General features: G+C 45.4%; 18 protein-coding genes and 1 tRNA gene. 11 read left to right on the top strand and 8 right to left on the bottom strand.

From position 1 onward, the window contains the following. Window positions 1–45: 45 nt before the first annotated feature. Window positions 46–339: a winged helix-turn-helix domain-containing protein gene (locus ICN27_RS07235; RefSeq protein ID WP_216269507.1), complete on the bottom strand. Its 294-nt coding sequence runs from the start codon at window positions 337–339 to the stop codon at window positions 46–48. Between the two features lie 59 nt (window positions 340–398). Then, complete coding sequence (locus tag ICN27_RS07230; RefSeq protein WP_216269506.1) at window positions 399–734, bottom strand: winged helix-turn-helix domain-containing protein; 336 nt, start codon at window positions 732–734, stop codon at window positions 399–401. 76 nt (window positions 735–810) lie between these two features. Here ICN27_RS07230 and ICN27_RS07225 point away from each other — a divergent pair, with 76 nt between their 5' ends. Beyond that, window positions 811–1389 carry a hypothetical protein gene (locus tag ICN27_RS07225; protein WP_216269505.1) on the top strand — a complete coding sequence of 193 codons (579 nt, stop codon included), beginning with the start codon at window positions 811–813 and terminating at the stop codon, window positions 1387–1389. Continuing rightward, window positions 1382–2128, top strand: a complete 747-nt coding sequence (locus ICN27_RS07220) for a formyltransferase family protein (RefSeq protein WP_216269504.1) — start codon at window positions 1382–1384, stop codon at window positions 2126–2128. The genes ICN27_RS07225 and ICN27_RS07220 overlap by 8 nt, the downstream gene beginning before the upstream one ends. Window positions 2129–2257: 129 nt before the next feature. Here ICN27_RS07220 and ICN27_RS07215 read toward each other — a convergent pair. Beyond that, a tRNA-Met gene (locus ICN27_RS07215) sits at window positions 2258–2334 on the bottom strand. A gap of 156 nt (window positions 2335–2490) precedes the next feature. Here ICN27_RS07215 and ICN27_RS07210 point away from each other — a divergent pair. The 3 genes from ICN27_RS07210 to radA are packed head-to-tail and all read left to right on the top strand — an operon-like array spanning window position 2491 to window position 6297. Further along, on the top strand, window positions 2491–4431 hold the full coding sequence (locus ICN27_RS07210; RefSeq protein ID WP_216269503.1) for a potassium transporter Kup: 1941 nt from the start codon (window positions 2491–2493) through the stop codon (window positions 4429–4431). Continuing rightward, complete coding sequence (locus ICN27_RS07205) at window positions 4428–4928, top strand: hypothetical protein (RefSeq protein ID WP_216269502.1); 501 nt, start codon at window positions 4428–4430, stop codon at window positions 4926–4928. Before ICN27_RS07210 ends, ICN27_RS07205 begins: the two co-directional genes overlap by 4 nt. 4 nt (window positions 4929–4932) lie before the next feature. Continuing rightward, window positions 4933–6297: a DNA repair protein RadA gene (gene radA / locus ICN27_RS07200; RefSeq protein ID WP_216269718.1), complete on the top strand. Its 1365-nt coding sequence runs from the start codon at window positions 4933–4935 to the stop codon at window positions 6295–6297. Window positions 6298–6309: 12 nt separating this feature from the next. On the opposite strand, the gene prmB is transcribed toward radA, so the two are convergent. From prmB to dapD, 3 genes are read right to left on the bottom strand one after another with little or no spacing between them, the layout of a single operon-like run. Then, on the bottom strand, window positions 6310–7206 hold the full coding sequence (gene prmB, locus ICN27_RS07195; RefSeq protein WP_216269501.1) for a 50S ribosomal protein L3 N(5)-glutamine methyltransferase: 897 nt from the start codon (window positions 7204–7206) through the stop codon (window positions 6310–6312). Window positions 7207–7245: 39 nt separating this feature from the next. After that, window positions 7246–8397: a succinyl-diaminopimelate desuccinylase gene (dapE, locus tag ICN27_RS07190; protein WP_216269500.1), complete on the bottom strand. Its 1152-nt coding sequence runs from the start codon at window positions 8395–8397 to the stop codon at window positions 7246–7248. A 17-nt stretch (window positions 8398–8414) separates the two neighbouring features. Next, a complete protein-coding gene (gene dapD / locus ICN27_RS07185) occupies window positions 8415–9242 on the bottom strand; it encodes a 2,3,4,5-tetrahydropyridine-2,6-dicarboxylate N-succinyltransferase (protein WP_215307856.1) in 828 nt (275 codons plus the stop codon). 175 nt (window positions 9243–9417) lie between these two features. Between dapD and smc the strand changes: the two genes are divergently transcribed. The 6 genes from smc (at window position 9418) to ICN27_RS07155 (ending at window position 19446) form a co-directional block, all read left to right on the top strand. Next, complete coding sequence (smc, locus tag ICN27_RS07180) at window positions 9418–12939, top strand: chromosome segregation protein SMC (RefSeq protein WP_216269499.1); 3522 nt, start codon at window positions 9418–9420, stop codon at window positions 12937–12939. Between the two features lie 18 nt (window positions 12940–12957). Then, entirely contained in the window at window positions 12958–14016 is a 1059-nt protein-coding gene (locus ICN27_RS07175) for a cell division protein ZipA C-terminal FtsZ-binding domain-containing protein (RefSeq protein WP_215307851.1), read from the top strand. 8 nt (window positions 14017–14024) lie between these two features. Continuing rightward, the gene (gene ligA / locus ICN27_RS07170) at window positions 14025–16040 is read left to right on the top strand and encodes an NAD-dependent DNA ligase LigA (protein WP_216269498.1); all 2016 of its coding nucleotides are present in this window, start codon (window positions 14025–14027) and stop codon (window positions 16038–16040) included. 73 nt (window positions 16041–16113) lie between these two features. Then, a complete protein-coding gene (locus ICN27_RS07165) occupies window positions 16114–17766 on the top strand; it encodes an FAD/NAD(P)-binding protein (protein WP_216269497.1) in 1653 nt (550 codons plus the stop codon). After that, the gene (locus tag ICN27_RS07160) at window positions 17756–18973 is read left to right on the top strand and encodes a multidrug effflux MFS transporter (RefSeq protein WP_216269496.1); all 1218 of its coding nucleotides are present in this window, start codon (window positions 17756–17758) and stop codon (window positions 18971–18973) included. The genes ICN27_RS07165 and ICN27_RS07160 overlap by 11 nt, the downstream gene beginning before the upstream one ends. A gap of 41 nt (window positions 18974–19014) precedes the next feature. Further along, a complete protein-coding gene (locus ICN27_RS07155; protein WP_251370810.1) occupies window positions 19015–19446 on the top strand; it encodes an NUDIX hydrolase in 432 nt (143 codons plus the stop codon). On the opposite strand, the gene ICN27_RS07150 is transcribed toward ICN27_RS07155, so the two are convergent. Together ICN27_RS07150 and map are read right to left on the bottom strand one after the other, a co-directional pair. Continuing rightward, window positions 19443–22046 carry a [protein-PII] uridylyltransferase gene (locus tag ICN27_RS07150; RefSeq protein ID WP_216269494.1) on the bottom strand — a complete coding sequence of 868 codons (2604 nt, stop codon included), beginning with the start codon at window positions 22044–22046 and terminating at the stop codon, window positions 19443–19445. The genes ICN27_RS07155 and ICN27_RS07150 overlap by 4 nt on opposite strands. A 22-nt stretch (window positions 22047–22068) precedes the next feature. After that, window positions 22069–22905: a type I methionyl aminopeptidase gene (map, locus tag ICN27_RS07145; protein WP_216269717.1), complete on the bottom strand. Its 837-nt coding sequence runs from the start codon at window positions 22903–22905 to the stop codon at window positions 22069–22071. Between the last annotated feature and the right edge of the window lie 7 nt (window positions 22906–22912).

Here is a 22912-nt window from a genome sequence, read left to right as displayed (position 1 = left end):
CAGTGCTTTAAATGACTATCTCCACTGTCACCCTTATCTGAGGTCTCAACTAAACAATCTGATAGCTCCTTTTGGAGCGCCCTCATTGAGATAGTAAGTGCCTCTTGGCCCATCTGACTTTGTCATAATCAAATTGACTGCCATCAGTCTTTTGAGATGAAAGTGTAGTGTTCCACCGTCGATGCCTAATTGCTCAACGATTTCTTTGGGCTTAATGCCCTTGTTGCCAGACTGACAAACCAAGTCAAATACTTTCAGCCTGCTTTCCTGCCCAAGTGCTTCAAAGACCTTGGAGTGGTACGCGATCGATTTGATCTCTTGAGCGGTAAAATTTTTCATTGAACTTAATAAGATTCACGGTGCAAGTATTTGTTTTATCGGGCTACGGGCATTTCTCTTCAGGCCTCTAAGGATTTTTTAAGTGCCTTACTTAGAGTGTCAAAGTATTTCTTTGTTTTGGGTGTTGGAACAATATCTTTAAAACGAGCATCGGATTGGGGAACCAGCTTTATGTAGCCACTCTCTACCAAACCATGAAGTCTGCTGTGAAGATTCGCTTTTGATCCTAGATCATCCATTTCTATGAGCTGCTTGACTGTTAAATAGCGGTTCGAAAGAAAGGCTTCTGCCGAAACAACCTCTAATATTTTTCTTGAAGTGTCATCGAGCGTTGGAAATGCTGGATTGTTAATCGCAGACATGAGTCGAAAAAAACGAAGGTAGGTATTTCCCATAGGTCTCAGTAATGTTTTAAGAGTACTATTTTTTAGTATTATAGGTCAGAATTAACCAAATCTTACGATAATAAAGATGAAGAGTCTACTTTCCGGAGCCTTAATAAAGATAGCAATCTCTATTGCGCTCTATTTTTTGGCGTTTTTGCCTATGAGTTACTTGCCAGATTTTTTGATCAATAACGATTACTCATCCTTCTTTTACCTGCCAACTGGCGTCAAAGTATTGTGTGTTTTGGTTTTTGATATTTGGGGGGTTGTTGGGCTTGCTGCTGGCGTTTTAATTAGACAGTCAATTCAGCATCCGGAGTTTGGCTTAGCCCTTCCTCTAATAATCGCCCTAGAAAATGCTATTGTTTTTTGGGTTACCGTTAAGTTGGCGCTAAGGGCAATGGGAGTCGGGCGAGATATTGAGAATATTACCTACCTCAAGATTGTTGGATTGGCATTGTTTTGCAGCTTTATTCATGGCTTTTCATATACGTTTGTACTTTTTGAATTTAACGCTATTTCCTCTAGTAATTATTTAAGAGAGAGTCTAGTTGCCGTCATGGCGGGATTTTTCGGGACCATGGTGACAGTCCTGATGCTCTCCTTTGTTATCAAACATAGTCCGTTGCTTCGGCGCCATATGAGAGCTATTGAAAATGATTAATTCGATCATTCTTCTTCACAATGGCGATCACTATGAAAAGTTCTCCTCGGAACTAAAGGATATTAATCCGGCAGTTGAAATTATTTTGCTTAATGACTTGGCTAGCTTGATTGCGTTACCACATTCGCTGTTAGATCGCTCTAGACTGATTGCTTACCTTAGCGGGGTGATTGTTCCCTTATCCATTATTAAGAAGTTGAAATACGGCGCTTATAACTTTCACCCAGGACCGCCGATTCGACCAGGCTACGCTTCATTAGAGATGGCGATCTACGAAGGGGATCAAGTCTACGGAACGACAGTTCATGAAATGGATGAATTGGTGGACACGGGCAAGATTAATGGGATCCATGCTTTCCCAGTGCCAAAAAATACCAATGCTTTTGATTTGTACAAACTCACCATGGACAGCATGTTGGCACTCTTTAGTCAAAAGAAAAAAGAGTTACTTAATGAGGCGCCACTAATTTCTTATCCAATACCATGGGGTAATAAGAAATTTACCAAAGCAGACTATATGGCTTACTTAAGAATTACGAGAGATATTAGTAGGGAAGAGTTAGATCTGCGTATCAGAGCGTTCGGATATGACTTTGACCATAAGTTGAAATTGATAGAGCGTGGAAATATTTATGAGCTTGAGAGTAGCGATAGACCAGATGGTTATCTAGATCATGGTGATTTTCAAGTTGTATGCGGTCAAAAATTTATCAGAACGAAAGAACTGGTAAATATTTGAAGTAGTCTCCTCCGTTGTATGTGGTACCTTTGCCCGCTCTATGCGGGCATTTTTTTGGACGTAAAAAAACCATCAAACTTATTAGTTTGATGGTTCCGAGGGTCAAAACGACATAAGACCCTGATTTACTGGTTGCGGGGGCAGGATTTGAACCTACGACCTTCGGGTTATGAGCCCGACGAGCTGCCAGACTGCTCCACCCCGCGTCTGAAGCATAGATTCTACCATTTTTTCACTCTCTCTGTCGAGATATTCCTTAATTTGGTGCTTAAAAAAACGATTTTTAAACAGAAATATGACTTCAGAGTCAGCCTGCATAAGGTGTAACATACTGCAACGCAATATTACTCAAAGGTGATGAGATGTCCATTAGTAATCCTGAGTTTTCAAGTTCTGATTTATTGAAGCCCGTTGATCTGCATGGTGATCACGATAGCCATAAAAAAGGCTTGGCAACGATGATGTTAGCTGCTATTGGTGTGGTATTCGGCGATATTGGTACCAGCCCCCTGTACGCTCTCAAAGAGTGCTTTGATCCGCAGCATGGCATCCCATTTTCTCCAGAGGCATTATTTGGCGTGATAGCTATGATGATCTGGTCTTTGGTCTTGATCGTAACCTTTAAATACGTTCTATTTGTGATGCGTGCTGATAATAAAGGTGAGGGTGGCGTTTTATCTTTGATGGCTTTAGCGCTTAGATCGTTTGATAGCAAATCAAAAAGTTATTTCTTCTTAATGATTCTAGGCATGCTCGGTGCTTGCATGCTACTCGGCGAGTCTGTCATTACCCCAGCGATTTCTGTTTTATCTGCTGTTGAAGGTATCGAAATTGCGGCACCTGGGTTGCATAAATTCATTATCCCTATTTCCCTAGTGATCTTAGTAGCCTTATTTATGATTCAAAAATATGGCACGGCGGCTGTTGGTAATTTATTTGGTCCAGTGACTCTCACTTGGTTTATTACTCTAGCAGCATTAGGTGTCATTAATATTGGCGCCGCGCCGCAAATCATTGGCGCAATCAATCCAATGTATGCCGTGCAGTTTGTGCTAGATCACCCAACTACTGCCTATATTGTGATGGGCGCTGTAGTCTTGGTTGTTACTGGCGTAGAAGCGCTCTACTTGGACATGGGGCACTTTGGAAGAAACCCTGTCCGATATGCTTGGCTCATTGTTGTCTTACCTAGCCTTTTAATTAACTACCTAGGGCAAGGCGCACTCTTATTGTCCAATCCAGAGGCGGCCTCAAACCCATTTTATTTAATGGTTCCAGATTGGGCTTTATGGCCTGTTGTTGGTCTGGCTACTGCGGCTACAGTCATTGCGTCCCAAGCGGTGATTTCAGGTGCGTACTCTTTAGTGAGTCAAGCAATTTTGCTGGGCTTTATGCCGCGTATGACGATCATGCACACCTCTGATTCTGAGCAAGGACAGATATATATTCCAGTAGTGAATTGGGCCCTCTTATTTATGGTGGTTATCACCATTATTGAATTTAGAGAATCAGTGAACTTGGCAGCAGCTTATGGTATTTCAGTTACATCAACCATGATGATTACTGCAATTTTATTGGGCGTGGTCATGTATCGCGAGTGGAAGATGAATCTATTCTTAGTGCTGTCCTTGACGACCATTTTCTTTGTTTTAGATTTTGCTTTTTGGAGTGCTAACTTAATTAAAATTAAGGATGGTGGTTGGTATCCTTTATTTTTAGGCCTCATCATTTTTACCTGCTTGATCACTTGGTATCGAGGACGCAAACTTTTGCGCGATAAATTAGTCGAAGGATCGATCCATTTGAAAGAATTTGTGACTAGTTTATTAGCCCACCCTCCACACCGTGTTGAGGGAACAGCTATCTTTTTAACCGCGCACATCGATTACGTGCCAATTGCGATGTTGCATAACTTAAAACATAACCGAGTTATGCATGAGCGCATCTTTTTTGTGAAGCTCAGCACCTGGGATGTGCCTTACGTCAATGATCAGGAGCGCCTGAGCATCAACGATTTAGGCGGCAACATATTCTTAGTCAGAGCAGTTTACGGCTTTAAAGAGTCGCCCGACATCAATAAGGTATTGTTATTACTCAGTGAGCAGAAAAATATTCAATTTAATTTAATGGATACTTCATTTTTTGTTGCGCGTGACACTATTGTCCCGTCAGCAAATCCTGGGATGGCCCTATGGAGAGAGAAACTGTTTGGTTGGATGATGCAAAACGCAGCCAAGCCATCGGATTTCTTTAAAATTCCTACCAATCGTTTAGTTGAGCTTGGCGCAAAGGTAGAGATTTGATTAGGCCACTTTCTTTGCGTTTCTTTGGAGCCTTCTTGTTGATTTGCTCCTTCAGCAATCTGTCGCTAGCAACTCCTGCAGAAGAGGCTCAGTTAGAGCAGTTAGATAAGATTGAGCGTGATCTCGAGTTGCAACGTGATTGGGCTAAGTATCGCTGGGATAAAACCAATTCGGAGTGTTATCAAAAGTATTGGGTGAATGACTGCCTAAAAGATTCGCGTGCGCAATATCGTAAAGAAATCGATCCCATTCGTGTGCAAGAGGTTGAGTTATATGAAGTGCAGCGCAAGTTACGCGCCAGTATTAAAGATCAACGCGATGCCACTAAGATTGCTGAACGTGCTTCTGCTGAAAAAGCAGCTGAGCGCTCAGCCAATCAAAGAGAGTTTGAGGAGAAGCAAAAAGCAGCTGCTGCTCGCGCAGCAGATGTAGAGCAACGCCGAAAAGATGCACCTAAACGAGCTCAAGAAAACAAAGCGGGCACTCAGCTCGATTAATCCATTGGCCAAAATAAAAACAATCTATATTTGCCAGTCATGCGGCGGAAGCTCTGCTAAATGGCAGGGGCAGTGCCCCTCATGTCAGGCATGGAATACCTTGGAAGAGGGGGTTCCCGAGGTCAGCTCAAATTCCCGCTTTCAGGCCTTAGCCCAGCCTCTTCCCCGTCAAAAGCTTTCTGCTATTTCCGCTGAAGATCTCCCGCGCTTTAGTACTGGTGTAGAAGAGTTTGATCGTGTGCTCGGTGGTGGGCTAGTGCCTGGTGGCGTGGTGCTCTTGGGCGGCGATCCTGGGATTGGTAAATCCACTCTTTTACTCCAAGCCCTTGCAGAGATGAGTGCCGCAGGTATGAACGTTCTTTACAGTAGTGGTGAAGAGTCTGCAGCGCAAATTGCATTACGCGCAAAACGCATTGCACTCGATGCACCACAATTAGAGGTGCTCGCCGAGATTCAGTTGGAAAAGCTCTTATCCATTATGGATACAGTGAAGCCACAGGTCTTGGTGGTGGATTCGATTCAGACTTTGTATTCAGAGGTACTCAGTTCAGCACCAGGCTCGGTTACGCAAGTACGAGAGTGTGCTGCGCAATTAACTAGGGCTGCTAAATCTAGCGGCATTTGCGTGTTAATGGTGGGGCATGTGACTAAAGATGGCCACTTGGCTGGCCCTCGTGTGCTGGAGCATATTGTAGATACCGTCTTGTATTTTGAGGGTGATACCCATTCTTCATTTAGATTGGTGCGCTCGATTAAAAACCGCTTTGGTGCAGTCAACGAGTTGGGTGTATTCGCGATGACTGAAAAGGGTCTGCGTGGCGTTGCTAACCCTTCAGCGATTTTCTTATCGCAGCATGCAGAGATGGTGCCAGGTGCCTGCGTATTGGTTACACAAGAAGGTAGTCGACCGCTCTTAGTTGAAATTCAGGCGTTAGTAGATACTGCGCATATCCCCAATCCCCGTCGCCTAGCTGTTGGTTTGGAACAAGCCCGCTTAGCGATGCTCTTAGCAGTACTGCATCGTCACGCTGGTGTTGCCTGCTTCGATCAAGATGTCTTCTTAAATGCAGTAGGTGGCGTGAAGATCTCAGAGCCAGCTGCTGACTTAGCGGTACTGTTAGCAATCCAGTCTTCGATTCGCAATAAGGCCCTGCCTAAAGAGCTGATCGTATTTGGTGAAGTTGGTTTAGCGGGAGAGATTCGTCCATGCCCACGTGGTCAGGAGCGTCTGAAAGAGGCGGCCAAGCTGGGCTTTACTGTAGCCATTATTCCGAAGGCTAATATGCCGAAGACAAAGATTCCAGGATTAAGAGTGATACCAGTAGAACGTATTGATCAGGCCATCTCTGCAGCAGCAGAGCTCAGTTAAGGCGCTAATAATTTAGCGCAAATCTTCCGCTTGAATCAGTAGCACCTGTTCATCTCCTGCGGATACTTCCATCCAGATGACCGGAATTTGAGGAAACGCTTTTTTAAAGTACTCATACTCATTGCCAATCTCAATCAGAATGGCGCCACGCTCAGATAGATAGTCTGGTGCGCCAGCAATGATCTTCCGAATCAGATCCATGCCATCATCGCCACCGGCTAATGCAAGAGCAGGCTCCGCATGGTATTCAGCGGGCAGGGCGTTCATCGAGTTGGTATTGACGTAAGGCGGATTACAAATGATGAGATCAAAGAGATTGTCTTCATGGGGTTCTGGAAGCGCATCCCAGAGATCACCCTCAAAAAGCTCTACTTGAGAAGTAAGGCCATGACGATCGAGATTGCGAGATGCTATTGCTAATGCAGGCAAGCTGATGTCACAAGCACTGACATGAATATCGGGACATGTTAAGGCTAACAAAATCGCTAGAGAGCCATTACCAGTACAGAGATCGAGTGCTTTGCCATCAGCCGGCAACCAGGGCTCTAGCGAGCCATCGACTATGAGCTCAGCTATCCAGGAGCGGGGAACAATACTTTGCTCACTAGAGAAAAAAGGTACACCCATTAACCAGGCTTCACCCAAGATATAGGCTAATGGCTTGCGTGTGGAGATGCGGGTTTTCGTCACTTCAAGCGCCCGAGCAATTTGCTCGGCACTCATCACTTGCTCTAAGTGATCCAGCGCATCTGCAGGGCTTAAGTCAAGCTGTTTACTGGCAATCCAGAGGGCTTCACTTTGCGCATCAATAGCACCATGACCATAATGTAAATCTGCTGCCTCTAGTTGTTGTGCAATGTGATCAATACATTGATCAAGCGTCAGAGATTGCTGGGGCGCAGGGTCCATGAGGAGTTTTTATAAGAAAGAGTAATTGACGAAACAGTCTTAAGCAACAAGTTGCTCGAGTGTCTTGCGATAGATATTTTTGAGTGGCACAACATCATCCACAATCACGCACTCATCAATCTTGTGGCTCGTAGCATTGAGCGGACCAAATTCGACCACTTCTTTACAGATCTTCGCAATAAAGCGACCATCACTTGTGCCGCCAGTAGTGGAGAGTTCTGTATCAATATTGGTTTCAGCTTTAATCGCTTTACGTAGTGCGCCAGCAAGAGCGCCATCACCGGTAATGAATGGACTGCCACCTAAGACCCAATCAATTTCAAAATCGAGACCTGCGGCACTGAGAATTCCCTCTAGGCGACTACGTAACTCTTCTGGTTTGCTTTCAGTAGAGAAGCGGAAATTGAAATCAATCGACAGCTCACCAGGAATCACGTTATTCGCACCAGTACCTGCATGAATATTCGAAATCTGAAAGCTTGTGGGCTGGAAGTACTGATTACCTTTATCCCACTCAGTTTCAACAAGCGCTTGAATCGCTGGCGCTGAAAGGTGAATGGGGTTTTTGCCCAGGTGAGGATAGGCGATATGTGCCTGAATGCCTTTAACCCGAAGTTTTCCGGAGAGCGATCCACGGCGACCATTTTTAATCATGTCGCCAAGTTGATCAACAGAAGTTGGTTCACCAATCACACAGTAATCTAAACGCTGACCTTGCTTATGCAAGCGCTCGCACATGATGACAGTGCCATCGTTCGCAGGACCCTCTTCATCACTAGTAATCAAAAAGGCAATCGTGCCTTTGTGATCTGGGTGGCTGATGACAAACTCTTCAGTAGCGACCACAAATCCTGCAAGAGAGGTTTTCATATCAGCGGCCCCACGACCGTAGAGCATGCCATCTCTAATGGTTGGACTAAATGGATCATTAGTCCACTTCTCTAGTGGGCCAGTAGGCACGACATCAGTATGACCAGCAAATACCAAGACCTTACCCCGATCCCCGGAAACACCCTTTTTGATTGCCCACAAATTGGTAACCTGAAAATTCTCAGGACCACTAACAACACTCTCAGTGTGAAAACCAATTGCTTGCAGGCGTTTGGCAATGAGCTCCTGACAGCCCCCGTCCGCTGGGGTTACCGAGCGGCAGGAGATGAGGGCTTCAGTTAGCTCTAGAGTGGCACTCATGGATTTGGCTTGATAACTTAATCGCGCAATAGTTCGTTAATCGCAGTCTTAGCTCTAGTTTGGGCATCCACCTTTTTGACGATGATTGCGGCATACAGGCTGTACTTACCGCATGCAGATGGAAGGGAGCCTGGAACTACAACAGAACCTGCAGGTACACGGCCGTAATGGATCTCACCGGTTTCGCGATCGTAGATCTTGGTACTTTGACCAATGTAGACACCCATGGAAAGAACGGCATTTTCTTCAATAACCACGCCTTCAACTACCTCAGAGCGGGCGCCAATAAAGCAGTTATCTTCAATAATCACTGGGCCAGCCTGAATGGGCTCCAAAACACCGCCAATGCCTACGCCACCAGAAAGATGTACGTTTTTACCAATTTGAGCGCATGAGCCTACAGTTGCCCAGGTATCAACCATAGTGCCTTCACCAACATAAGCGCCAATATTGACGTAGGAAGGCATTAAAACAGCATTTTTGCCAATAAATGAGCCTCGGCGAGCCATTGCAGGGGGAACCACTCGGAAGCCGCCATTGGCGAAGTCTTCAGCGGTGTAGTTCTCAAACTTGCTCGGCACCTTATCGTAAAACTGGGTATAGCCGCCAGCGCCCATAGGTTTGTTGTCTTCCAGGCGGAAAGACAACAAAACAGCCTTTTTGACCCACTGGTTAACTTCCCATTTGCCAACGCTACGGCGCTCAGCCACGCGAATACTGCCTGTATTTAGGCCCTCGAGAACGGCGTTCACGGCATTGCGGATTTCCCCAGAAACGGCCTCAGGAGACAGGTTTGCGCGGTTTTCCCAGGCTTGATCGATGATGCTTTGTGGTGATTTGCTCATGCTTTTTAGTTAACTATCAGATTGTTAAGGGGTTTTGTCCCTGGATATAGACTGATCATTATATCGGTGAGGCAAAAACCCGTGTGGGGAGCCTTAAGCTTGCTATCATCTTCCCACTTTAGTGATAATTTTTTACCCCCTTATTTGAACCCCCTTTTTCCCTGCAAAGTACGCCGTGCAACTGAAATCCATCAAACTTTCCGGCTTTAAGTCCTTCGTCGATCCAACCCATTTTGAAATGCCAGGTCAATTGATCGGTGTTGTGGGTCCTAACGGTTGCGGAAAGTCGAACATTATTGACGCCGTGCGCTGGGTTTTGGGTGAATCTCGCGCTAGTGAATTGCGTGGCGAATCTATGCAGGATGTGATTTTTAATGGCTCTGGTTTACGTAAGCCTTCAGGTCGTGCCAGCGTCGAACTCATTTTTGATAACTCAGAAGGGCGCGCTCAAGGTCAGTGGAGTGCTTTTACTGAATTAGGTATTAAACGCGTTTTGACACGTGATGGTAACTCTAGTTATTACGTCAACAATCAAGTCGTGCGCCGTAAAGATATTCAAGACATTTTCTTGGGTACCGGCATGGGTCCAAGAGGCTACGCGATCATCGGGCAGGGCACCATCAACCGTATTTTGGAAGCAAAGCCAGAAGAGTTGCGTGTTTTCTTAGAAGAAGCGGCCGGTGTTTCTAAATACAAGGAGCGTCGCAAAGAAACTGCCTCCCGCCTTGAGGATACAAAAGAAAACTTAGTTCGCGTAGAAGATATTTTGCGTGAACTTGATCAGCAGGTTACACGTTTAGAGAAGCAGGCTACTGTTGCTGAGCGCCATGCTGAATTATCTACTGCAATGAAGTCGCAACAGCAGTTGCTCTGGTTTGTACGTCAGACTGAAGCTGGTAAAGAACAGGAGCGTCATGCCAATGGTATTCGTGACACTCAAGTCAGCCTAGAAGAGCAGACTGCCAAAATGCGTCACGTGGAGACTGAGCTCGAGACAATGCGCACTGAGCAGTACGCATTGCAAGATCAGGTTTCTCAAGCTCAAGGCGATTTGTATCAAACCAATGCTGATGTGAGTCAAGTTGAGTCACAAATTCGTTACGTGCAAGAAGCGCGTCAGCGCCTGCAACAACAATCACAAGATTTACAAGCTCAACTACAACGTTGGACTGTTCAAGAAACTGATGCCGCTCAGGCGCAACGCTCTGCCGAGCATGAGCTCAGCTTGGCTGCGGAAAAAGAGCAAACATTAATGGCGGATTTATCTGGTTTGCAAGAGCAAATGCCAGCACGCGAAGAAGCCTATCAAGTTCATGTACGCAAACTCAATGATGCACGCGAGAACTTGGCCACGATTGACCAGCGCTTAGCCAGTTTGGGCGAGCGTGTGAAAGCAATCGCCTCGCAAGTTGAGGAACTCAAGGGGCGCGATACCCGTCTTGAGGCTGAGCTCGCAGGTATGCGTAGGCCTGATGCCGAAGCATTGCAAATGGCAATCGATCGTCATGCGATGGCACAACGCAAAGTGGATGAAGCGAGACAAAAAGCAGGTGAAGCACAACAACGTGTGCCTGCTGCCGATGAGGCTCGTAATATCGCGCAACAACAGATTCAATCAGCTAACCAAGAGTTAGCTCAAACTGAAGCGAAACTCACCGCACTCACTGCTTTGCAAGCCAGCGTTCAAGCTCAAGGCAAAATTGGTCCATGGCTTGAGAGTAAAGGTTTAAAAGAGAGCAAGCGCTTATGGCAAGAGCTTAAGGTAGAGAGTGGTTGGGAAGCCGCGTTGGAGTCCGTCTTGCGCGAGCGCTTAGCAGCTGTTACAGCCAAGAGCGTTCAAGAAACTTTAGCCTTAGCAAATGATGCTCCTCCAAGTCGTTTAGCGATCTTGCTCACAGAGGACATTTCTCCTGCGCACACTACCGTGCCAGCAGATTTCATTGCACTATTGACCCGCGTTCAAAGTGCAGGCGCACCACGCGTAGCTGCTGTATTGCAAGAGTGGCTGGATAACATTTACATTGCCAATAGCTTGGAAGATGCCTTGCATCGCCGTGAAAAGTTACCTGCTGGTGGTGCTTTCGTTACTCAGCAAGGCCATTTAGTTAGTCGAGTGGGGGTGCAGTTATATGCCGCCGACTCTGAGCAGGCTGGTATGTTGGCTCGAGCTCAAGAGATGGAGGGTCTCGAGAAGCAATTGCGTGCACAGAAGTTAATTCAGAGTGAGTTGCAAGGTGAGTTGGATCAATGCGTTGCCAATTACCAAGCTGCCCATCAAGCTGCTGAGCAAACCCGCATTGCCGCAGAGCATGCAGTTCAAGAAGTGCATGGCTTTGAAGTGGAAAGAATGCAGTTAACTCAGGCCGAAGAAAAGTACAGCCAACGCGCTGAGCAAATTCAGGGTGAGTTAAGTGAGTTGCGTCAACAAATGGAGCAGTTGAGCCAAACTCAAGATCAATCCTCCGAAGAGCTCGCTCAGTCAGAGGAATCTAAGCAAGGCTTGCAAGAGAATCTCGCCATCGCGCAAGAAAAGTTGGAGTTAGCCACTCAAGAGCGCGATCGTCTCCGTGAATCTTTACGCTCATCTGAGATGTCTGCCCAAGAAGCAGCATTTGCAACTAGATCTTTACAGCAGCGGATTGCTGATTTACAGCGTGATCAAAGTACCGCCCGTGTACAGATTATGGAGATTCAGGATAAGCAGGCTACTTCTGAGCAAGAGCTAGAAACTCTGAGTGATGAAGAGGCTCAAGATAAATTACAGGGACTCTTGCTGGCGCGCAGCGCTCGCGAAGCCGCATTAGCAAACGCCCGTACAGAACAAGATGCACTCTTGCATCAATTACGTGAAGCAGATGAAGTGCGCTTACAGATTGAGCGCAGCCTTCAACCTATGCGTGACAAAGTGGTCGACTTACAGTTACGCGAACAGGCCGCCCGTTTGAACTTTGAACAGTTTGCAACCTTACTTTCAGACGCTGAAGCAGACTTAATTGCATTAGAGGCTAGCTTTAGCCCAGATCTCAAGGTTGGAGCATTGCAAACTGAAGTAAATCGCCTTAATTCTGAGATTCAATCTTTAGGGCCAGTTAATATGGCTGCCTTGGATGAACTCTCTAGTTCACGTGAGCGTAAACAGTTCTTAGATGCGCAATCAGCTGACTTGAACGAAGCAATGCAGACTTTGACGGATGCGATTGCTAAGATTGATGCAGAAACTCGCGACCTCTTGCAGGGCACTTTTGATCAGGTCAATATACATTTCGGTAAGTTATTCCCCGAGCTGTTTGGTGGTGGTCATGCGGAGTTGGTAATGACTGGTGAGGAGATCTTGGATGCTGGTGTTCAGGTCATGGCTCAGCCTCCAGGCAAGAAAAATAGCTCCATTTACTTACTCTCTGGTGGTGAAAAGGCCTTGACTGCGATTGCCTTGGTCTTCTCCTTATTTCTCCTTAATCCTGCACCATTTTGTTTGCTCGATGAGGTTGATGCACCATTGGATGACGCGAACACCTTGCGTTATGCGAAGATGGTTGCCAAAATGTCTGATAAGACTCAGTTTGTATTCATCTCACATAACAAGATCACCATGGAAATCGCTCATCAGTTGATTGGTGTCACCATGCAAGAGCAGGGTGTCTCGCGTATTGTGGCGGTGGATATTTCTTCTGCAGTATCGATGGTGGAGGCAGCTTAAGTGGATCTAGAGCAAATCATGACAGCATTGGGTTTGTCTGACTTGCAGTTTGCTTTGGCTGTTATCGGCCTACTGATACTGATATTAGTGGCTATTCTGAATGTTAAATATGCTCGCGCACTGCGTAAAGCCAAAGCGAGCGTCGAGTACTACGCCGCTGAGCGAAGTGCGCGTGAACCAACTTTTGGCACTGGTTTTGCTGACCCTATTCCTGGCGAACAGATTGAGCCGGTTTTTCAAGAAGGCTCCTTGCCAGTCAAGGCGGAATTGCCAGCCTTTTCAATTGATCCAAGAATAGACTGCGTTATTACCTTGCGCTTTTCCCACCCAATTATGGGATCGGAAATCCTAAAAGAAATGCATTCCTGGGAAGATTTATCAGCCCCATCTTCAGCCCGCTGGATGTGCGAGGGTTTGAATGTGGATCATGATTCTTCTGAGGCATGGGGTTTACTTTTGCCTGACTCTTCTTATTCGGAGCTTCAACTGGCTATTCAATTAGCAAGTCGTCGCGGCCCTATAGGCGTGCTGGAGTTATCTGACTTTTGTTCTAGAGCTCAGGCGCTCGCCTTAACGCTTGGTTCTCAGATTGACATGCCAAGTGTGAGTACGATGCTGGATAAGGCTAAAGATTTGGATTTCATGGCGGCTGAAAGCGATATTCAATTGAGTATCAATGTGCTATTTGATGAAGCTTATCCTTGGACTAGCCTAGATTCTTTGATGCGTCAACGTGGATTTATCTTGTCGCGCAGTGGCCGTACTTATGAATACTTCAGTAATCGAGCGCCTATTTTTAGCAGTAGTGACCTTAATCCCGGCAAGCCGGTGCAGCAACTTACCTTGCTTCTAGAGTTGCCCTTAGTGCCTTTTGATGAGAAAGCATTTGAGCGCATGCTTGCGGAGGGTCTTGAAATTGCACAAGTTGCTCATGGTCGTTTAGTCGATGACAACGGTATCAATTTATCTGAAATTTCTATTCAAAGTATTCGTAAACACCTTGATGGTTTATATGAAAACCTCGAGAGAAACGGTGTTCCTGCTGGATCTTCTGCTGCCAGTAGACTTTTTAGCTGAGGAATCACTTGTCGTCCTCTAATCCGATAAATGTAGCGGATCGCTATGCATTATTACAAGCCGAACTAGCGCGCTTAGAACATGCCTACTACGTTCTAGATAACCCAATAGTGCCTGATAGTGAGTACGACCGCCTATATCGTGAGTTACTAGATATAGAGGCTTTGCATCCCGAATGGATTACGGCCGATTCACTCTCGCAAAGAGTGGGTGGTGCCGCACTCAAGGAATTCGATTCAGTAACTCACGCAGTACCGATGCTTTCTTTGAATAATGCATTTGAAGATGCTGAGTTAATTGCTTTTGATCGTCGCTGCCGTGAAGGTCTGCATGCGGATCATGTAGATTATGCAGGTGAACTTAAATTTGATGGCCTCGCAATCTCCTTGCGCTACGAGCATGGCTCTTTAGTAAGGGCTGCTACTCGGGGTGATGGTGCCAGTGGCGAAGATGTCACTGCCAACATCAAAACTATTCGAGCTATTCCCCTCAAGTTGACAGGTGCCAATATCCCCGCAGTCTTGGAAGTGCGCGGTGAAGTCTTTATGTATCTGAAAGATTTCCAAAAAATGAATGCGCAAGCTGCTGCCCAAGGTGAGAAAGAGTTTGCCAACCCCCGTAATGCTGCAGCAGGAAGTTTGCGTCAGTTAGATTCTAAGATTACCGCTAAAAGACCACTGTCATTCTTTGCCTATGGCTTAGGCGTATTGGAGCCGCAGTCCTGGCTACCAGCCACCCACGAACAACTTCTAAACGCCTATAGCAAACTGGGTTTGCCAGTTTGCGCAGAACGCCGTGTTCTCAAATCAGTAGATGATATTTTGGCCTTTTACAATCAAGTTGGTGCAAAGCGCGATTCTTTGCCTTATGACATTGATGGTGTGGTCTATAAAGTTAACTCCTTTGCAGAGCAAGCTAAGCTGGGCTTTGTATCTAGGGCGCCACGCTTTGCCTTGGCTCATAAGTTTCCAGCGCAAGAAGCCTTAACCACTGTACTCGGTATCGATGTCCAGGTTGGGCGCACTGGTGCCATTACACCAGTTGCAAGACTTGCTCCCGTCGAGGTAGGCGGAGTGACTGTTACCAATGCCACTTTGCACAATGAAGACGAAGTTAAGCGTAAAGATGTCCGTATTGGCGATATCGTTTCCGTCAGAAGAGCAGGAGATGTCATTCCAGAAGTGGTTTCGGTGCTTAAAGAGCGTCGACCAGAAGGTACAACAGCATTTGTCATGCCAACAAACTGCCCTGTGTGTGATTCCCATATTGAGCGCTTGGCTGATGAAGCTATTGCCCGTTGCAGTGGTGGTTTATTTTGTGGCGCACAACGTAAGCAGGCATTAATTCATTTTGCGCATAGACGTGCGTTAGATATTGAAGGCTTGGGTGAGAAGATTGTTGATCAGTTGGTTGATCACAATCTAGTCAGAACGCCTGCTGATCTTTATCGCCTAGGCTTTACAGCAGTCGCTAATCTAGAGCGCATGGGCGAGAAGTCTGCTGATAATCTTATTACAGCAATCAATCAATCTAGAAATACGACGCTAGCAAGATTCATCTTTGCCTTAGGTATTCGTCATGTGGGCGAGACTACGGCCAAAGATTTAGCCAATCACTATCAGTCCATGCATGCTCTGATGGATGCGGGCCTCGAAGACTTGCTCACGGTAAAAGATGTTGGTCCTGTAGTCGCAGACTCTATCACCAGCTTTATGGAAGAAGCTCATAACCGTGAAGTGATTGAGCAACTATTAGCTTCAGGAATGCAGCTTTCTGTCGAAGAGAAAGTCATCAGCGCGGCAGTTGCAGGAAAAACTTTTGTACTGACAGGCACGTTCCCAACAATGACGCGGGATGAGGCAAAAGATCTTCTCGAAAAAGCAGGCGCCAAAGTAGCAGGCTCAGTCTCCAAAAAAACTGACTATCTAGTTGCAGGTACCGATGCTGGAAGCAAGCTTACTAAAGCAGAGGAGCTAGGTGTTCCAGTAATTGATGAAGCGGCTATGGTGGATCTACTTAAGTAGGTCATTTCCTACATAAACATCAGGTAGGCATTTTTGTTTCCTGTCGATAAGCTTAAGGCTTTGAGGGGGAAGCATGCATCAAAATACAGTAAGCAAGCTTTTAGAGATCTCTGATTGTTTGGAGATGAATAGCTATTTATATTCAAGTGAATCAATCACCAGCATTGCAATAATTGGGTGCGGGGCCTCTGGCGTTGCAACTCTAGCAAGCCTTATCGAGCGCATAAAAAATTCAAATTATCAAAAATACAAAATTAATGTTTTTGAGAAAAGTTCAAGCTTTGGATCAGGACTAGCGTATCAATACGATAGCGATGATTTATTGATGAATATGGTTAGCTCAACCACCTCTATATTTGAAAATCGAGAAACTGATTTTTGGGAATGGATGGTTGATAGGGGTCATGGGAAAGGCTCAAGTCAAGTTATGTCAGGTTCGGGAGTTTCACCCGATGGATATATCTCACGACAATTCTTTGGTTTATATCTCAAAGATCGTCTTCATGATGCCATCTCTGAAGCCAAAAAAATTAACATTTCAGTCGAGTTGGTAAATCACGAGGTGATTGATATTAAGCGTAAGTATCAACACTTTGAGGTAGTTGATTGTGCAGAACATGTAAATCAGTTTGATTATGTAATTTTGTGTACGGGAAACATTGACCCACATGACATATTTAGGCTGAAGGGAAAAAGCCAATACGTCAATAATCCTTACCCGATTAATCGTTATGCCATGGGTATTGGTAAGAATGATTGTGTTGGGATTATTGGTGGCCAGTTGACCGCTGCCGATATAGCCGTGGTACTAGCCCAGCAAGGGCATGCAGGACCAATTCATTTTTTTACTAGAGGATCAAACCACCCTCTAGTGAGATGTTCCAAGGAAAAATTTGAGTTGATGTATTTCAACCTTGAAAATTTAGAGGCTATAAGATCCAAGCAGCTTGGTGAAATTTCTTTAAGGCAGGCTTTGAGGCTAGCTAGAAAAGATTTTATAAGAGCCGGAGTTAAATGGAATAAGTTCTTTAATCCAGATGAACTCCCTTATGAGGATTGGATTTGGCATCTACTTTCTAAAGGGCATCTGTATGCAGAATGGCAGAATTTTGCCGTTGCAAGTGATGCTGTTATTAGTAACTATTGGGATGCTTTGACCATCACTGGAAAAAAGATGTTCATGAATAAATATCACCGATTATGGATGTGTAAGAGAGTTCCATTACCAGTGCACACCTGCTTAAAACTATATTCACTCTTTAAGGCTGGCATCCTCAAGCATCACACACATTTGATGGAGATTAATTGTAAAACTCCCAACAATTTTGTTGTCTCAATTTCTGATGCTGGCGGTCCAGAAAAGTTAATCCAAATTGAATGCGACTGGGTGATTAATGCAACTGGACCGGCTCGCTCTGTTGATGGCAATACCGGATCACCCTTATTAAACAATCTTATGAAATCTGGATTGATAAGGGCTAACCCATTCGGCGGTATTCAGGTTGATTATGAAACTTCGATGGTTAAAAGCGGCAGGGATAAAGTGAAAAATTTTTATGCTATCGGGCACCTTACTTCTGGCACCTATTACTTTGTCAGTTCATTGGATATGGTTTCAATGGGAGCCAAGAGAGTGGCTCGCAATGTAGTTAATTCCATACAGCAGTCAATCAATCAAATAGAGTTTGCTGGAGAAAAGCAATTTGGAGTGACAAATGCAAACTAAAAATCCATTTTTACTGCCGCTTCTGATGGTTTTAGTTGTAATTCCTATGCTGGCAACGGACATCTATTTACCTGCGATTTCATTTATGGGCGAAGACCTTATTGCTAGTCACTCCTCATTAATGTCAACGTTGACCTCTTATATGGTCGGTTACTCTAGCAGCTTACTACTTTCAGGAGCGCTATCAGATTTTTATGGTCGAAGAGTGATCGTTCTCTGTGGGATCTTTATATTTGCCTTAGCGAGCTTTGCGAGCTGTTTTGTAACGTCAGTCGACCAGTTAATCTGTTGTCGATTTTTTCAGGCCTTAGGTGGAGGGTGTAGCACTCTTTTGGCTAGGGTAATTGTTAGGGATTTGTATGATTTTAAATCTCAAGTACGAGTTTTAAGTTATTTGGCGGCAGGGCTAATAGCATCCCCAATTCTAGGGCCAATCATTGGAGCGCATTTAACGATTCACTATGGCTGGAGATCAATATTTTATGTCCTTACATTATTTGCCTTCATTTCACTTGGTCTTATACATATTTTTATGAAAGAGTCTCTTACGACTGCTCTAAATAAAGATTCCATATCGTTTTCCATTATCTTCAAGAAATATTTAGAGTTACTTACCCATCGGGAGTTTTTATTCCACACGCTAGTTATCAGTTTTGCTTGGACTGTGTACTTCTCTTTTATCTCTTCTTCTCCGGGATTAATTCAACAAATTTATAAATTGAGCCCTTTGGAATATAGCTACCTTTTCTCACTATCGATTGGCGGATATATATTTGGAACAATTTTTATTCGTCGAAACATTGAGCGCATGGATCTCAAGGACTTGATTTACTTCTCTGGGCTAATTATTTTAATTTCCACATCTTTTCTAGTGATTTTCTCTCTACTGGGTATGGACTCTCTCTTTATATTGTTACCCTGTATTTTTCTTTCTTTATTTGGGGTCGGGGTAATTTTTCCCGCTACTCAAGCGGGTGTGACACGCTCATTTAATACGGATATAGGGTTAATTTCAGGACTTTTTTATTCTATTGAGATGATGTTCGGAGCATTTGCTAGCTTTATTCTTTCAAATTTTTCTACAGCCTCGTGGGTTTCTACCTCTTTACTGATGTTGTGCGGTGCCCTTGCCATCATTACTCTATCTTCCCTAGATAGGTTCTCAAGCTTCAATTTTATTAGTCGCGGTACAAAGAAACTCTTGTAATGAATTCCCCTTTACCCTTCACTTCAATCTCTCGGAGAATATTGGACTCAGAAAATCCGTTTTCAAGATCCAACCAGTTAGGCCATATCACAGCAAGTGGCTTAGTGATTAAGGGTGGTAAGGTTATTCTTATCTTTCATCCGTACATCAAAGAATGGTTCCAGCCTGGCGGCCACATTGATGATGGTGAGTCTCCCATTGAGGCGGCAATAAGAGAAGTTTACGAAGAGACGGGTATTCTTTGCGCGCCTACTGATGGTCAATTAGATCCAGTTGATATTGATTTACATGAAATCCCTGCAAATCCAAAGAAAAGTGAGGGTGCACACTTGCACATTGATCTTTTATTTGTGTTGCAGGTGATTGAGGAGCGAGAGTCCCCTGAAGGTATTCAAAAAGCATGGGTGCCTTTTGATCAAATTACCAGCCCGCGCATTAATCGAGCCTTACAAAAGCTGCAAGACTGGGCTTAAGCCCCTAGCGCCTCTAGTAAATCTGTCTCTAGCAAGATCTGAAGCTTAGGGTTCTTGCTCAAGTTAGCCGCATCCAATAAGAATACGTCTTCCACTCGCTCGCCTAATGTATTGATGCGTGCAGTGTGCAGGGACACTTGATGCCTAGCCAAGACTCTAGAGATTGCATAAAGCAAGCCGGTGCGATCACTCGCTGAGAGGGATAGAGCGTAGTAATGACCACGCTCATCTGGAGTCATGTGCACGCGTGGCTGAATAGGGAAGGTGCGAGATTGTCTCGAGAGTCTTCCCATGCTCGGTGATGGCAGAGGATCATTAATTTGTAGCGCCGCCGTGAGCTCGTACTCCACCAACTGAATAAGATCTCGGTAGCTACTGCCTTCATCTACTAAATTACTGCCTGAGATTTGGAAGGTATCAAGAGCATAGCCATGCTTTGTAGTATGAATGCGGGCATCCCAAATCGAGAAGCCATGGCGTTCAAAGTAGGCGCAAATTCTGGCGAAGAGATCTTCCTGGTCTTTGACATAGACAGCAATCTGCAAGCCTTCGCCAACTGGAGAGAGGCGGGCACGTACGACCGGAGTTTGGCTATCCACCTTATCAAATAGATGGCGAGTTAACCAGGCAATGTCGGCAGCATCTTGGCGCAAGAAGAAGGCAACATCCAGTTGTTTCCAGAGATTTTCGTAAGCAGAGTCTTCAATTGCATAGAGGCGCAATTTGGCGCGGGATTCTTCTTGATGCTGCGCAAGTTCAGAGGACGCATCTGGCTTTGCTCCACCCAATACGCGGAGAGTTACACGATAGAGATCTTCTAATAGTTTGCCTTTCCAGGCATTCCATACTTTGGGACTGGTTCCACGGACATCGGCAACGGTTAATAAATAGAGTGCGGTAAGGTGGCGCTCATCACCAACCTTTTTAGCAAAGGCTTGCACTACATCTGGATCGGTAATGTCTTGTTTCTGAGCTACTTGGCTCATATTCAAGTGTTCTGCAACTAGCCAAATTAAGAGCTCCGTATCTGCCTTATCTAAGCCATGATCTTTGGCAAACTTACGCATGTCCGCCTTGCCAAGCTCAGAGTGGTCGCCACCACGTCCTTTGGCAATGTCATGAAAGAGTGCGGCTATGACTAATAGCCAAGGCTTTTCAAAATGGGCAATCAGACTGCTACAAAAAGGAAACTCGTGTGTATGCTCAACCACCATAAAGCGGCGGACATTCCGCAGCACCATTAGGATATGTTGATCCACTGTGTAAACGTGAAACAAGTCATGCTGCATCTGACCAACGATTCTTCTGAAGGCTGGCAGATAGCGACCGAGGACGCTAGTGCGGTTCATGAGCTGGAAGGCGCGACTGACTCCCTCAGGCTCTTTAAGGATTTCAATAAAGAGTGCGCGGTTAACCGGATCTTTGCGCCATTGACTATCCATCTTTTGGCGAGCGTTATACAAGGCTCTAAAGATCGTTGCTGATAAGCTTTTGACGTTCGCTGTTTGCGCAAAAACTAAGAAAGTCCGCAGGATTTGTTCTGGATGCTTCTGAAACAACTGGGGGTCAGTAATGTCCAGGACACCTTGACGCTCAATAAAGCACTCATTGCCCTCGCCAGCAATGGCATGAGTCGTCTTAGATTCTTGAGGAAAGAGGAGTGCTTCAATGTTTTGAAGTAGTACATCATTTAACTGGTTGACTGCTTTAGCCGCCCAGTAGTAGCGGCGCATGATGGCTTCACTGGCAAGCCTAGAGGATTCCTCTTGGATTCCCATGGCTGCTGCCAACGGTGTCTGTAGGTCAAACACCAAAACATCTTGCCTGCGTTTCGCTAGTAGGTGTAAGTTAGCGCGCAGAGTCTCTAAAAAACGCTGGTTCCGATTGAGCTCAGTTAACTCACGTTGGGTAATGAGGCCTGCAAGACTGAGATCTTTAAATGTATTACCTAAGTGCGCTGCTTTGCTGACCCAGGAGATTACCTGTAAGTCACGCAAGCCACCAGGACTCTCTTTGCAATTAGGCTCTAATGAGTAGGGCGTGTCTTGATATTTATAGTGCCGCTGGATTTGCTCTGCTAGCTTGGCCTGGAAGAATGACTTTGGATCTAAGGTCTTCTCATAAACAGATTCAAATTCTTTGAAGAGGGCCTTTTTGCCACAGACGAGTCTGGATTCAAGCAGGGAGGTGCGAACCGTAATATCTTGCTCTGCCTCAGATGCGCACTCGGCAATAGTTCGAACTGAGGAGCCAATTTCTAAACCGGTATCCCAGCATTGCGCTACAAACTTTTCAATCTTGCTGGCCAGTACTTCTTCAAAGTATTGCTTATCTGAAGGCAGCAAAATCAGAATATCAATATCGGAATAGGGAAAGAGTGCGCCCCTGCCAAATCCACCGACTGCTACAAGAGCGGCATCCGAACTTAAATCACAGGAATTCCATAGGCTGATGAGGAGTTCATCGCTGAGCTTACTCAGTTGCTTGGTTAATCGCCCAACTACTTGATGCTCGCGAAAGTCGTTATACGCTAGTTCTCGGGCAGCCCGTAAGCTGGCAATATCTGCAACAGGTTGAGCGGCTGCGAGAGTTTGACCCATTACGCTTGAGCTAATTTAGTAATCAAGCGTTGGCTAGATGGGGTCTAAAGGAGAGACCTTTAACGCAATCAGGAATCGGATTACTTCCCTCTGACCAAGTTAATACTTCAACGCCAGTGGCTGTTACCAGTAGCGTGTGTTCCCATTGCGCAGAGAGACTTCGATCTTTAGTCTTTACCGTCCATTGATCAGGCATCGTGCGAATATCGCGCTTACCGGCATTGATCATTGGTTCAATAGTGAAGGTCATCCCTTCTTCTAATTTCTCACCGGTGCCAGGGCGACCGTAGTGAAGAATCTGTGGGTCTTGATGAAACACTTTGCCAATACCATGGCCGCAGTATTCACGAACAACTGAATAACCTGCTTTTTCAGCATGGGTCTGAATAACGTGGCCAATGTCGCCAAGCGATGCGCCAGGTTTAACTTGTGCAATTCCAAGCCACATACATTCAAAAGTAATTTGCGTAAGACGCTTGGCTAGTACTGAAACTTCCCCAACCATAAACATGCGACTGGTATCGCCGTAGTAGCCATCTGGCGTAATTACCGTGATATCGAGATTAACAACATCCCCAGTTTTTAAAATCTTCTCACCAGGAATGCCATGACAGATCACATCATTGACCGAGGTGCAGATCGATGCCGGAAAGGGTGGATAGCCTGGGGGTTGGTAGTTGAGTGGGGCTGGGATAGTCTTTTGGACGTCACGCATATATTCATGGCAAATGCGATCGAGTTCAGCGGTACTGATACCAGCATTCACATGCGGAGCAACGTGGTCAAGAACTTCACTGGCTAAGCGGCCAGCTTCGCGCATCCCTTGGATGTCTTTTTCGGCTGTAAATACACTGTTCATGCCTTGA

Origin of the sequence: Polynucleobacter sp. Nonnen-W13, from assembly GCF_018881735.1 — a bacterium.
In the GTDB taxonomy this organism is placed as follows: Bacteria; Pseudomonadota; Gammaproteobacteria; order Burkholderiales; family Burkholderiaceae; genus Polynucleobacter.
Note: the sequence above shows the minus strand (reverse complement) of the source record. Positions and strands in the feature narration are given on the sequence as shown.

Bases quoted from the DNA above. Each gene is read 5' to 3' on its own strand.
- ICN27_RS07235 (WP_216269507.1), bottom strand. From the start codon at position 339: ATGAAAAATTTTACCGCTCAAGAGATCAAATCGATCGCGTACCACTCC.
- ICN27_RS07230 (WP_216269506.1), bottom strand. From the start codon at position 734: ATGGGAAATACCTACCTTCGTTTTTTTCGACTCATGTCTGCGATTAAC.
- ICN27_RS07225 (WP_216269505.1), top strand. From the start codon at position 811: ATGAAGAGTCTACTTTCCGGAGCCTTAATAAAGATAGCAATCTCTATT.
- ICN27_RS07220 (WP_216269504.1), top strand. From the start codon at position 1,382: ATGATTAATTCGATCATTCTTCTTCACAATGGCGATCACTATGAAAAG.
- ICN27_RS07210 (WP_216269503.1), top strand. From the start codon at position 2,491: ATGTCCATTAGTAATCCTGAGTTTTCAAGTTCTGATTTATTGAAGCCC.
- prmB (WP_216269501.1), bottom strand. From the start codon at position 7,206: ATGGACCCTGCGCCCCAGCAATCTCTGACGCTTGATCAATGTATTGAT.
- dapE (WP_216269500.1), bottom strand. From the start codon at position 8,397: ATGAGTGCCACTCTAGAGCTAACTGAAGCCCTCATCTCCTGCCGCTCG.
- dapD (WP_215307856.1), bottom strand. From the start codon at position 9,242: ATGAGCAAATCACCACAAAGCATCATCGATCAAGCCTGGGAAAACCGC.
- ICN27_RS07175 (WP_215307851.1), top strand. From the start codon at position 12,958: ATGACAGCATTGGGTTTGTCTGACTTGCAGTTTGCTTTGGCTGTTATC.
- ICN27_RS07165 (WP_216269497.1), top strand. From the start codon at position 16,114: ATGCATCAAAATACAGTAAGCAAGCTTTTAGAGATCTCTGATTGTTTG.
- ICN27_RS07160 (WP_216269496.1), top strand. From the start codon at position 17,756: ATGCAAACTAAAAATCCATTTTTACTGCCGCTTCTGATGGTTTTAGTT.
- ICN27_RS07150 (WP_216269494.1), bottom strand. From the start codon at position 22,046: ATGGGTCAAACTCTCGCAGCCGCTCAACCTGTTGCAGATATTGCCAGC.
- map (WP_216269717.1), bottom strand. From the start codon at position 22,905: ATGAACAGTGTATTTACAGCCGAAAAAGACATCCAAGGGATGCGCGAA.